This is a genomic window from Marinobacter sp. AC-23, from assembly GCF_001858325.1.
GTDB lineage: Bacteria > Pseudomonadota > Gammaproteobacteria > Pseudomonadales > Oleiphilaceae > Marinobacter.
On the sequence record NZ_MBPP01000055.1, the window covers coordinates 1 to 12,583 of the forward strand.

Sequence of the window (12,583 nt, forward strand, 5' to 3'; positions counted from 1 at the left end):
AACCCGATGGGCTTCATCATTGTTAATTTTGCGATGACGCATCAGCAACAAGACCGCTTTTTCCTGATTTTTCCTCTCTTCCAGAGCTTCCTTGGCACTCTGCAAATCCTCGTTCATCTGTTGAAGCCGACGTGACTGCTCCTGCACCAGATCAAAAATCGACCGTCCAAATTGTTGACCAATACCGTCGCTGTTCCAGACTTCACCTGACGGGGTCTGCCCACGACTGCCTGGCTCACATAGTACCAACATGGACGGCACAGGATTTTCTGGCTGATCAAGTGCTGCAATCAGTGTCTCATGATGTGCCAGTGAGCTCCGTGCGTCTGCATAGCGTTCTGCGCAGCGCCCATGAAAACTGCTTTCCACCGATTCTTCTACCTTTTTGAGCCCATCCATACGCTCGCTCATTAGCGCAAACCAGTCATCGGCAAGTTCCGGGTCCAGGGGTTTGTATCGGCCAATGGAGCACCCGAACCGCCGCAGGCGCTCGACTTCCTTTTCCCGCTCATGAGCAAGCAGGCTCTTCAGTAGCCGGCCGCTCTGCTCATCAGCAAACGCGATAAACACCTCAAAACACCGCCCTTGCGCTTCAACAAGGTGCGTCATGCGCCGGCCCAGTGCACGATCAAAGCGTCCTTTAGAGAATCCGGCGGAGCCTGTTGCACGCTCCTGACCACAGAACTCTTTGCCCTTCATCAGATGCACCATAGCCACCAGCAAACGCGCAAGCGAGGGATCTACTGCAGTATCCGCCGCTTCGAAAACCACGGCTATCAGCCGTTGAATAATCATGCTGTAGGATTCGGTTGCCTCTGACGCCGACAGTGACCGGGCTTTCACCCGCACTCGCAGCGCCGTCAGGCTCCCCAGCCCATGAAGGGCGCTCGCAATATGCGCCAGCAAGTGACTGCTGACAGGGTGAGTCGTCAGCTCTTCATGGATCTCAGCCAGGGCCCGATTAAAAACGATATACAAACACGCCGATTCCGCGACCATTGTTTTTCGTTCCTGGCCAAACTTTTCACCATCCGATCCCAGAAAAATGGTGGACGCACCGCGCTCCCGCTGCAGCCCGTGCACGAGGTTGCTAATGCTCTGCACCAGCTTCCCCATCTGCAAAAAGTACTGGAGGTTCATAAGCTCGCACCGTCTGGATGCGATCAGATAATCCTCAGCTGAGGGCTGGGAAAAGTTGCTTTGACGTTTGCTGATATCCATTTCAAAACTCCGGGTGTAGCCACACTGTTGCGTTACTGGAGACTGGAGCAATTACCGCGCCAGCAAAAAGGCATCAAAGTTGTGCAGTCCGCTCCTGCAAAGTGCGAAAAAGCCGCATATTCAAGCGCCACACTTATCAACAAACAACCAAGATATTGATTTTAAACATTTTTTAAAGCTGGCACGAACATCGCTTTATACAATTCAAGGATGATTATTCCGGCCAAGGATTCGGCCGAGCTACCAGAACACTGTTGATGGCATTGGCGCCGGATCATCGATTCCCCGAGGGGATGAGGTGCTCCGGTTTTTTTTGGCTTTAAACGGGGCAGAGGTGCAGAGATGATCCGAAAAATGGAACCCACACTGATTGTCTGTGGCCACGGAATGGTGGCTCAACGATTCCTTGAAGAGTTGATGGGCAAGTCTTCAATACCCTATCGAAATATCATTGTGTTCAATGGCGAGTCGTGTGCGGCATACAACCGGATTCAGCTTTCAGCCCTGCTCAACGGAGACGCCGACGAGGAAAGTCTGGCCTTGAAACCGGACATCTGGTTTGCCCGTCACGGCATTCGGGTTCATCACGGCGAAGCGGTCCAGGCCATCGCTCCCGACAATCACACCGTAACAACAAGCACCGGTCGCGTTTACAGGTACGACGCGCTGGTTATTGCAACCGGGGCCAGCCCCGCCCGCCTCGGGATCCCTGGGGAAGCTGAATGGCGTCATGCACTTCCGGGATCTCAACGACACCCGCACCCTTATTGAACTAAGCCAAAGCCGGCAACGGGCGGTTGTGGTCGGTGGTGGTTTTCTGGGGCTTGAAGCTGCCGAGGGGCTAAAGCGTCGAGGCATGGATGTCACTGTTCTGCACCGAAGCAGCCACCTTCTGAACCGACAGCTGGATCCGGACGGCGGTAAGCTCCTGTCCGATGCACTGACCGCCCGCGACATCAACATTCTGACATCGACATCGCCAATCCAGTTACTGGGGCGGGACAGTGTTCGCGCCGTCCAACTGAATGACCAGACCCTGATCAGCACCGATCTGGTTATTATCGCCACCGGTATCACGCCCAACCGCGAACTGGCACAAAGCGCCGGGATGATCTGCGGCCGAGGCATTCAAGTTAATGCGCAACTGCAAACCAGCGCCCCGGACATATTTGCTCTTGGCGAGTGCTGTGAGTTCAACGACGAAACCTTCGGACTTGTGGAGCCGGGCTATCAGCAGGCGAAAACCCTGGCATCCGTGCTTGCCAGTCCAGCCGAGGGCGCCGCATACCGACCATCCGTCACCGCCACTCGCCTGAAAATCAGCGGCATACCGGTTTTTTCCTGTGGTCAGCAAGCGCCCGACGAACACACCGAATCCCTGGTCTGGCAAGACTTTGCAACCGGCAGTTACAGCCACTTGCTGATTCGCGACAACCGCCTGGTCGGCGCCATCCTGGTGGGCAATACCAGTCAGGGCCCGTGGTACCAGGAGCTGATTACCGGTAACACCAACATCGACCTGTTCCGGGCCCAGTTGCCCTTTGGCAAACCGTTTTGTAAGGCGGCCTGAACCGCTGCTCCTGAGAGAGGACACTGCAATGAGCAAGAAAACCTTAATCGTGATTGGCAACGGCATGGTTGGCCATCACTTCCTGGAGCAATTCGTCGCCAGCCCTGAGGCCGCTGAGTACGAGATACTCGTTTTCGGGGAGGAAAAACAGCTGGCCTATGATCGGGTTCACTTGTCAGAATATTTCACCGGCTCCACCCACGCAGATCTCGCCATGGGCACCGCAGACTGGTACACCGGGCAGGGTATTAAACTGCAGCTGAATGAGCCGGTCACCGCACTGGAGCGCGACCAGCGCATGGTTACCACTCCAAAGGGCAACTACGGCTACGACGAGTTGGTACTGGCAACCGGATCCTTTCCATTCGTACCACCGATTGAGGGTCGCGAGCATCCCCACTGCTTCGTGTACCGAACCCTGGACGATCTCGATGCTATCCGCGCCAGCGCCCAAGACGGTAAATCCGGAGTGGTGGTTGGTGGCGGACTGCTAGGCCTGGAAGCCGCCAACGCACTAAGAAGTCTCGGCCTGCAGGCGCACGTGGTGGAATTCGCGCCCCGCCTGATGCCGGTGCAGCTGGATACCGACGGCGGTGCGCTGTTGCGTCACAAGATCGAAGAGCTGGGTGTTCAGGTGCACACCGAGAAAGCCACCACCGACATCGTTGAAGGCGAAAATGCTCGGCTGCGCATGAACTTCAATGATGGCAGCCACCTGGAAACCGATCTGATCGTATTTTCTGCCGGTATTCGCCCGCAAGACGCACTCGCGCGAGCCAGCGGCCTGGAGGTGGGTGAACGTGGCGGCATTGTCGTTAATGACCAGTGCACCACCTCAGACCCGCATATCCATGCCATTGGCGAGTGCGCACTCTGGGACCAGAGAATTTTCGGACTGGTAGCCCCCGGCTATACCATGGCTCGCACCCTGGCGTCGGTTCTGAACAGCGATCGAAATGCCGCCTTTACCGGCGCTGATATGAGCACCAAGCTGAAACTGCTGGGCGTGGATGTCGGCTCTATTGGCGATGCCCACGGCCAAACGCCTGGCGCCCGCAACATCCGCTTTAACGATGAACAGGCTGGCCATTACCGTCGCATGGTGATCAGCGCAGACGGCAAGACGCTGCTGGGTGCCATTCTTGTGGGCGATAACAGCCATTACGACACTCTGCTGCAATACGCGCTGAACGGCATAGCCCTGCCAAGCAACCCGGAAACCCTGATCCTGCCGGAGGGACAGGGTGGCGCTCCGACCCTGGGGCCAGACGCACTGCCAGAGACCGCGTCCATCTGTTCGTGCCACAACGTCACCAAGGGCGATATTTGCGGCGTAATTGACGCCGGCTGCAGTGATCTTGCCGGCGTCAAGGCCGAGACCAAGGCCAGCACCGGTTGCGGTGGCTGCACTGCCCTGCTCAAGAACGTGGTCGACAATGAACTGGAAAAGCGTGGTGTGGCGGTCAGCAAAGACCTGTGTGAGCACTTCCCCTACAGCCGGCAAGACCTGTTCCATCTGGTGAAGGTTAACGGCATCCGCACCTTCCGCACCCTGATCAGCCAGCACGGCAAGGGTCAGGGCTGTGACATCTGCAAGCCAGTGGTCGGCTCGATTCTGGCGACCTGCTGGAACGAACACATATTGGCCACCGACCACGTGCCGCTGCAGGACACCAACGACACCTTCATGGCCAACATGCAGAAAAACGGCACCTATTCCATTGTGCCACGCATTCCTGGTGGCGAGATCACGCCCGACAAACTGATCGTGCTGGGCGAGGTGGCCAAAGAGTACGACCTGTATACCAAGATCACGGGCGGCCAGCGGGTTGATCTGTTCGGCGCCACTCTGAGCGAGCTGCCGGAGATCTGGGAGAAGCTCATTGCCGCGGGTTTCGAGACCGGTCACGCCTACGGTAAGTCCCTGCGCACGGTGAAGTCCTGCGTTGGCAGCACTTGGTGCCGCTATGGCGTGCAGGACAGCGTGGGCATGGCGATCCACCTGGAAAATCGCTACAAGGGCCTGCGGGCGCCGCACAAGGTAAAGATGGCGGTGTCTGGCTGCACCCGGGAATGTGCCGAGGCTCAGAGCAAGGATTTCGGGGTGATTGCCACCGAAAATGGCTGGAACCTTTATGTCTGCGGTAATGGTGGCATGCGCCCACGCCACGCTGATCTGTTTGCGACCGATCTGTCTGATGAGGAGCTGATTCGCACCATTGACCGGGTGGTGATGTTCTATGTGCGCACGGCCGACCGGCTGCAGCGTACCAGTGTGTGGATGGAGAACCTGGAGGGCGGTCTGGATTACCTGAAGAAGGTGATTCTTGAGGACAGTCTGGGCATTTGTGCGGAGCTGGAGGAGCACATGAACGGTATTGCAGATACTTACCAGTGTGAGTGGAAAACTGCAGTGGAAGATCCCGAGAAGCGTAAGCGGTTCCGGGAGTTCGTGAATTTGCCGGAGCAGAAGGATCCGGTGCAGCAGTGGACGACTGAGCGGGGGCAGAGGCGACCTGTTCTGGAATCTGCGTAGCTTGTGTGCAGGAGCGCGGCGGCATGGGGTGCTTTTCCTCTGGGAAAAATAACTCGCTGCGCTCAGACATCTTTTTCCCGGCGGAAAAACACCCCATACCACCACACTCTCAGAACTTTCGAATATCGAAAACTCATGGAGAATACAGATGAAAGCTCGTACTTGTTGGAACGCGGTTTGTACTGTTGAAGACCTGGTACCAGAGTCCGGCATTGCTGTCTGGACGGAAGACGGGCCGGTGGCGGTGTTTTATCTGCCGCACCGGTTGCCGGCGCTCTTTGCTATCAGCCACACCGATCCGTTCAGCGGCGCTAATGTTCTGGCACGCGGTATCACGGGGGATCTTAAAGGAGAGCCCGTCGTAGCCTCGCCGCTCTATAAACAACACTTCAATCTGATAACCGGTGTCTGTCTGGAAGACGACTCGGTCAGGGTCAAAACCTACGCCGTTCTCCTGGACGGTAACCGGATCGTTTTGGAAACCGCCGATAAGCAACGGGAAGCCGTGGCTGCCTGACCGGGCAAGAAGCTAAATCAGGGCAATTTGACGGGCCGGAATCCACCAGAGGTCAACCACTCCCGGGCAACCTGAGCTAATATCAGGAAAACGCCCATAAAAAGGATGTCGCCCGTGAAGCCTCTGAGCCCCACCGACCAGCTTTTCCTCTGGCTGGAGAAACGCCAGCAACCCATGCATGTGGGCGGGCTGCAGATTTTTTCGTTTCCCGACGATGCACCGGACGATTATGTGGCCAGGCTTGCCGAGCAGCTTCGCAAGGATACCGAAGTGACGGCGCCTTTTGATCGTCGTCTCGACAGCCGTTTAGCACAGCCCGTTTGGGTGCACGACAAACAACTGGATCTGGAACATCACTTTCGTTTTGAAGCTCTGCCTACCCCTGGCCGTATCCGTGAACTGCTTGGTTTTGTTTCCGCGGAACACTCACACCTTATGGATCGCGAACGTCCGTTGTGGGAATTTCACCTTATCGAGGGTTTGGGCGACAGGCAGTTTGCGGTTTACACCAAGGTGCACCACTCCCTGATGGATGGCGTTTCTGCAATGCGGATGTTTCAGAGAATGCTGTCCACGGACCCCGCAAAGCGCAATATGCCTCCCATCTGGGACCTACCGGCACGACCACGGCGGGATGAGGATAGCAGCGGCTCTTCGCTATGGCGCAGTATCAGTCATTTGTTGGGGGAATCGGGAAAACAACTGGGTACGGTGCCGACCGTCGCGCGGGAGCTGTTGCGCACCATAAACGCCGCTCGCAAAGACCCGGTCTATAAATCCATGTTTCAGGCACCTCGCAGCATTTTAAACCGGAAAATTACCGGCTCCCGCCGATTCGCAGCTCAATCTTACTGCCTGAAACGAATTAAAGCTGTATGCCATGCGTATGGCACCACCGTAAACGACGTAGTCACCGCCATGTGCGCCAGCGCTTTGCGAACTTACCTCATGAATCAGGATGCACTGCCGGAGAAGCCATTGATCGCGATGGTTCCCGTATCGCTACGTAAATATGAGAAGTCTGCCGGTGACAAACCGGAAGGCAGCCAGGCCGAGGGCAATCAGGTGGGCGTTATCCTGGCCAACCTGTATACGGATGAAAGCCATGCCGGCACGCGACTGCGAAAGATTCATCAAAGTATGCAGAAAGGCAAAGACCGCTACGCTCAGATGTCGCCGGAAGAAATCGTCAACTACACCGCACTGACCCTGGCGCCAGCGGCGTTCCATCTGCTGACAGGCGTGGCCCCGAAATGGCAGACCTTCAACGTGGTGATATCCAACGTGCCCGGGCCGAAAGAGACCAGTTACTGGAACGGCGCCAAACTAGAGGGAATGTACCCCGTGTCCATCGCCATGGATCGGCTGGCCCTGAATATGACCCTGACCAGCTACAAGGATCAGATAGAATTCGGGCTGATTGGCTGCCGCCGCACGCTACCTAGCCTGCAGCGGATGCTGGATTACCTGGAGGATGGCCTTGTGGAACTGGAACAGGGTGCTGTCAGTTAAACCTCACCAGCCGGTTACGCTCTGAAATCTGGGCGTTCAATGTCCAGAAATCATAAAGCACGCCCAGCAGGAACAGGCCGCCGGTCAGCAGGTAGATAATCCCGCTGATCCACTTGCCCATATACAGCCGGTGCAACCCAAAAACGCCGGTAAAGGTCAGCAACAACCAGCCAATGTTGTAGTTGACCTCACCCTCACGGAACCGGCTGTCAGCCTCCTCATCCATGGAAGGGATGAGAAACAGATCGATTATCCAGCCGATAAAAAACAGCCCCAATGTAAAAAACCAGATGGTTCCGGTAATCGGTTTGCCATAATAAAAGCGGTGGGCGCCCAAAAACCCGAAGATCCAGAGCAGGTAACCAAACAACTTGCTGTGCGTATCTGGCCGGTTAACCATGACAACTCCAATGAAAATTATTCGTGCCCTTTATATGGGGCTAACACCTCAATTCCGCAAGGGTGTGGGGTGGGTGTTTCCTTCCGCCAGGAAAAAATGTCTGAGCGAAGCGAGTTGTTTTTCCCAAGGAAGAGAACACCACCCCGCACCCATGCTCCCAAGTATGCAGCTCAAGGTCCCACTTCTGGCGCCGGATCAGGCCCACCTTCGCGGAACTCACTGGCGGATTTACCGGTCCACTTTTTGAAAGCACGGCTGAAATTCGATAGATCGGCATAGCCAAGTTCATAAGCAATTTCGCTCACCGACTGGTTGGTGTACCGCAACAACTGAATGGCGCGGTCCTTTAGAACAGCTTCTACGATTTCACGGTAGCTGGTCTCCCTGTCTGCCAGCCGGCGCTTCAAGGTTCGGGACGATACGCAGAAACGCTCCGCCATGGCTTCCAGCGAGGGCAACGGCCCGGGCATCATGCGCAGCATGTTGCGTACAGCCATGGAGAGGTCACCCTGATCCTTCAATGCTTTCTGTAGTTCGAATTCGCACTCATCGCTGGCCATGCGGGAAGCGTCTGCATCAGCAAGCCGCATACGCACATCTAGCAGTGCTTTCGGCAGCACCAGTAGTTCATCAGGCTGGTCATACTCAAACTTTACGGGCAGCTGGTCGGCATACTTGCGGTAATAAGACGGCTCCGGGCCGCCGAGGCGCACACTTACGCCGGGCAGTTTGCCGTTATCAAGTGCAAATCCGCGCTTTTCTGCATCGCTGCGATCCAGTAGCTGCTCGGTGAGCAACACCAGCGTAGCGGTAACGGTTTCCGCCAGAAATGGATAGAGACCGGGCACGTCGAACTCGGTGCACAGCTTCACCAACACGTGATCATTGGTTTCCGACTGGCTCATGCTCAAAAAAGGCGCTCGAAGCTGCAGATAGCGGCGAACGGAATCAAGAGCCCCGGCAAGCGTAGGGCTGGTTAGCGCAGCGAACCCGAGAGTGCCGTGAATGGTTACTCGCAGCTCCCGGGCCAGCATAAAGCTTAACCCGTCTTTGCCGGCCAGCTTCAGTGCGCGCTCGGCCATAATCATGGCATCGGTAACAAACACACGGCTGTCGTTGGCTTTCAGATCCTCTGGCCCGAAGTTCAGGCCTTCATAGAGCGGCCGGTCGTTGTGTCCGAGCTGTCGCACGGTTTGTGCCAGCACTCGCATATACACGCCCGGCACCAGGAACAATCCCAGCATTTGCCGTTCTTTTTCCGATCCGGGGATCGCCATAGATTGCCCTTGATTGCCTGAATGAACGCCCAAGGAAGACTCTAGCAGAAGCCCGCAGCCATCACAGTGGGGCCGGTTGCACCCAGGCCCGCGTCGCGCTGGCCAATTTTGTCCTATTTAGAATGATGGCCGTCCCATTTTCGCATTCAGCCCAAGACTGGACTCCGACACACTGAAGCCATGACATCAGCCAATGTGAGGAGTAAACCCATGCTGAATACAAAAACCGCCGAAAAGCAGGCTGCCACAACCAGCCGGGCGTCAAAAACGCCTGATAACGTCGACATCAAAGCCCAACGCATGGGGTTTGAATTTGATGAACAGGTGCCCCAGTACTGGCTGGAGAACAGCCATTTTCTAAGCCATACAATGAACGCGCTTTCGGTGCTTTTTCCAAAGGGCGAACAGTTTTTTGTGGATTCTGTGCGTGCGTTTCGAGCTCAGATTAACGATCCCCAGCTGAAAGCCGAGGTACGGGGCTTTATTGGGCAGGAGGCCATGCATTCCCTGGAGCATATGGCCATGAACCAGCATGTGCGGGATCGTGGTATGCCGGTGGACGAACTGGAAAAACACCTCGCGATAGTTCTGGGCGCCACCAAAAAGCTACCAAAGCGCCACCAGCTAGCCATTACCTGTGCGCTGGAACACATGACCGCCATGATGGCGGATATGCTTTTGGAGCGCGACGATGTTCGTGAGGGCATGCATGAAACCATGCGGCCGCTTTGGGCGTGGCACGCTATTGAGGAAACCGAGCACAAGGCAGTCGCTTATGATGTGTTCCAGCAGGTCGGGGGCACCTACGCCGAAAGGACGTTTTACCTGGCCTTCAGCACGGCTGCCCTGGGTGTCATGGCCTCCTATTTCACCTGCCGTATGATGCTGAACGACGCCAAACGCTTCTCGATTGCTGATACCGCCAGCGGCTTGTGGCGCTTGTGGGGCAAGAACGGCACCTTCTCCAGCCTGATTCCTGCCTGGTTTGGCTACTTCAAGCCGGGCTACCACCCCTGGGATCATGACAACAGTGAGCTGGTTGCGCGCTTTAAAGCTGAGATTCAGGCTTATATTGCACCGCAATACCAGGGCGGGAATCGCAAAACCCTGCAGTAATTCCGAAGCGCAACCAAGTGGGCCGGTCCGACAACGCTGGCCTGCTTAGTTTCCGGCCCCAGCACTGTGTTCGTTCGCCGCAATACCTTTCGCCACCACAACACCCTTGCGCCACAACCGCCATTCACCGGGCTGGTAAATATCCCATTCTTCATCGCTGGTTAACGGCTCGGTTACGATAACGCTCACGATATCGTTCGGCGTGGTTTCAGATTCAAAATCCACAATAACGTCTGCGTCTTTCAGCCGTGCAGGGCGAAAAGGCGCGCAGCGGGTGATGCTGGCCATTTTGGTGGTGCAGTAGGTGAACAGCCAGTCGCCGTTACTCAACAACAGATTGAACACACCCTGACCGGCATAAGCTTTCGAGAGCTGAACCAAACGCTCTGTAATAGCCTCGACCGAGTCATTACGATCACATTGGCTACGCAGGTGATTGAGGATATCGCAGAACAACGCCTCACTGTCTGTGCCGCCTACGGGCTCGTAAAACCCCGGCGACGACTGGAACTCAGAAAGCTGGCCGTTATGGGCAAACACCCAGTAGCGGCCCCAGAGCTCACGCATAAACGGATGGGTATTAGCCAGGCAAATTTCGCCCACATTGGCCTGGCGAATATGGCAAACAGCCACTTCGCTTTTGATAGGGTGAGTCTGAACCACTTCGGCAAGCCGTGAGTTGGCGCTGGCATCCACATCATGGAACGCCCGCACGCCTTTACCCTCATAGAAAGCCACACCCCAGCCGTCTTTGTGGGGGCCGGTGTCGCCGCCTCTGCGGGTCAGCCCGGTGAAGCTGAAGCAAAGATCGGTCGGTGTATTGGCGCTCATGGCCAGTAGTTCACACATAGGCTAAAACGGCTCCTTGCAGCATCAAGAATTCTACCGCAAGAATACCGGAATTAGATATACAGCGTTTTACGGGAAAAGCGCTCTACCAATGGCTGATATGCCGAACCCAGTATGCGGTTAATAGCGTCAATGCCCCAGGCATCTGGCCCCACCAAAATACGGGATTCGTTTTTGAGCATGCCTTTCACAATAATTTCGGCGGCTTTCTCCGGCGTGGTCATGGCCAATTTATCAAAGCCCTTGCGCAGTTCTGCAGCGTGTTCAGCCTTGCTGGTGCGCGCCGAATTGGCGATGTTAGTGCGAATACCACCTGGGTGCACACAACTGACGGCAACCGGCTGCTTTTCCAGCTTCATTTCCTGGCGCAGGGATTCGGTGAATCCGCGCACTGCGAACTTGGCCGCATTATAGGCGCTTTGCGTAGGCACGCCGATCAGGCCAAACACACTGGAGATGTTCACGACATGGCCATCACCAGAGGCAATCAGGTGTGGAAGGAAAGCACGAGTGCCATGGGCAACGCCCCAGAAGTCGATGTTCATGATCCACTCGAAATCAGCATCTGTCATCTCCCTCACCGACGCTGAGAGTGCAACACCTGCGTTATTGATGATGATGTTAACCTGGCCAAAATCCTTTGCCACCTCTGCGGCATGGGCGTAAATTGCGTCTCTGTCACCCACGTCTAACCGGTAAGTTCTGACCTCCGAGCCCTCGATAGCTGCAGCCGTTTCTGCCAACCCTTCCTCGTTAACATCCGACAGCGCCAGCCTACAGCCGCGCATGGCCAATGCTTTGGCGAGCGCTCGCCCAATACCGGAACCAGCCCCGGTCACCACCGCCACTTTGTTTTTCAGATCTTTCATGGCCACCAGCCTCTTGTTGTGTGTTGTTCTGATGAAAGAAGATACTCTAACAACTCCCGCTGATCAGCATATGGCTTTCGATTTCGATGTTGCACGGCGCCCGGGCCACTCGGACTCAGCCTAAGCTTTTCGGTACAATCCATCCTCCGGGAGTTCGATCTCACGGATTTCTTAAACCCTGAACCTGCGGATTTTCTGTATGGAATGGAGTATTACGCATTTCTGGTTGATTCTGGCCCTTGTGCTGGGGCTGGCTGAGCTGACCTCCGGCGTGCTTTTGCTGCTGGCACTGGCTATCGCTGCTGCTCTGACGGCGGTACTGGCTTACGTCGGCATGTCATTCGAGTGGCAACTGGTTGGCATGGGTGTATTCTCGGGCCTGCTGGTGCCCATCGCTATCCGCTGGATCCGGCCATGCTTTACCCCCAAGGGTGTGGCTTACGGAACCACTGGTACCGGCGTCGAGCACGGCAAGCGATACCGCACACTAAAGCGAGATTTCGACGGCGCAGCAGGCATCAAAGTTAACGGCGACTTTTATCGCTTGAGAGACGACAATACCGGGGCTACCGATTTCCCAGAGGGAACCGAGGTTATTTTTAAGCAATTTGATGGCACCACCGCCATTGTCCAAACAGCTACACACAAGGAGCAGTAAGCATGGAATCGTTTATTTCACCGGGGCTTATTATCAGCCTGATCGTTGTCGCCATCGG

Annotated in this window: 12 protein-coding genes; 7 read left to right on the top strand and 5 right to left on the bottom strand. The window is 55.9% G+C overall.

The genetic code is table 11. The features are described 5' to 3' along the window. The coding region (locus BCA33_RS15890) for a nitrate regulatory protein (protein ID WP_071267382.1) at window positions 1-1,221 on the bottom strand (1,221 nt) is incomplete at its 3' end. Between the two features lie 342 nt (window positions 1,222-1,563). On the opposite strand from BCA33_RS15890, the gene BCA33_RS22145 reads away from it, so the two are divergent. From BCA33_RS22145 to BCA33_RS15910, 5 genes are all read left to right on the top strand, one after another. Continuing rightward, window positions 1,564-1,992: an FAD-dependent oxidoreductase gene (locus BCA33_RS22145; protein ID WP_254774492.1), complete on the top strand. Its 429-nt coding sequence runs from the start codon at window positions 1,564-1,566 to the stop codon at window positions 1,990-1,992. Beyond that, entirely contained in the window at window positions 1,952-2,791 is an 840-nt protein-coding gene (locus tag BCA33_RS15895; protein ID WP_254774493.1) for an NAD(P)/FAD-dependent oxidoreductase, read from the top strand. Before BCA33_RS22145 ends, BCA33_RS15895 begins: the two co-directional genes overlap by 41 nt. A 28-nt stretch (window positions 2,792-2,819) precedes the next feature. Next, the gene (nirB, locus tag BCA33_RS15900) at window positions 2,820-5,327 is read left to right on the top strand and encodes a nitrite reductase large subunit NirB (RefSeq protein WP_071267384.1); all 2,508 of its coding nucleotides are present in this window, start codon (window positions 2,820-2,822) and stop codon (window positions 5,325-5,327) included. 148 nt (window positions 5,328-5,475) lie between these two features. Further along, the gene (gene nirD, locus BCA33_RS15905; protein ID WP_071267386.1) at window positions 5,476-5,844 is read left to right on the top strand and encodes a nitrite reductase small subunit NirD; all 369 of its coding nucleotides are present in this window, start codon (window positions 5,476-5,478) and stop codon (window positions 5,842-5,844) included. A 114-nt stretch (window positions 5,845-5,958) separates the two neighbouring features. Further along, window positions 5,959-7,356, top strand: coding sequence for a wax ester/triacylglycerol synthase family O-acyltransferase (locus BCA33_RS15910; RefSeq protein WP_071267388.1), 1,398 nt, complete (start codon window positions 5,959-5,961; stop codon window positions 7,354-7,356). On the opposite strand, the gene BCA33_RS15915 is transcribed toward BCA33_RS15910, so the two are convergent. Further along, window positions 7,349-7,756, bottom strand: coding sequence for an NINE protein (locus tag BCA33_RS15915; protein ID WP_071267389.1), 408 nt, complete (start codon window positions 7,754-7,756; stop codon window positions 7,349-7,351). The genes BCA33_RS15910 and BCA33_RS15915 overlap by 8 nt on opposite strands. 170 nt (window positions 7,757-7,926) lie before the next feature. After that, window positions 7,927-9,033 (bottom strand): AraC family transcriptional regulator, encoded by a 1,107-nt coding sequence (locus BCA33_RS15920; RefSeq protein WP_071267390.1) that lies wholly within the window; start codon window positions 9,031-9,033, stop codon window positions 7,927-7,929. A 210-nt stretch (window positions 9,034-9,243) separates the two neighbouring features. Here BCA33_RS15920 and BCA33_RS15925 point away from each other — a divergent pair, with 210 nt between their 5' ends. After that, complete coding sequence (locus BCA33_RS15925; RefSeq protein WP_071267392.1) at window positions 9,244-10,149, top strand: metal-dependent hydrolase; 906 nt, start codon at window positions 9,244-9,246, stop codon at window positions 10,147-10,149. A 45-nt stretch (window positions 10,150-10,194) separates the two neighbouring features. Here the strand turns inward: BCA33_RS15925 and BCA33_RS15930 are convergent, their stop codons facing one another. Both BCA33_RS15930 and BCA33_RS15935 read right to left on the bottom strand, forming a co-directional pair. Further along, window positions 10,195-10,998: a class II glutamine amidotransferase gene (locus BCA33_RS15930; protein WP_071267394.1), complete on the bottom strand. Its 804-nt coding sequence runs from the start codon at window positions 10,996-10,998 to the stop codon at window positions 10,195-10,197. A 53-nt stretch (window positions 10,999-11,051) separates the two neighbouring features. After that, window positions 11,052-11,867, bottom strand: a complete 816-nt coding sequence (locus BCA33_RS15935) for an SDR family oxidoreductase (protein WP_071267397.1) — start codon at window positions 11,865-11,867, stop codon at window positions 11,052-11,054. 199 nt (window positions 11,868-12,066) lie between these two features. Between BCA33_RS15935 and BCA33_RS15940 the strand changes: the two genes are divergently transcribed. After that, a complete protein-coding gene (locus tag BCA33_RS15940) occupies window positions 12,067-12,525 on the top strand; it encodes an NfeD family protein (RefSeq protein WP_071267399.1) in 459 nt (152 codons plus the stop codon). Window positions 12,526-12,583 lie beyond the last annotated feature (58 nt).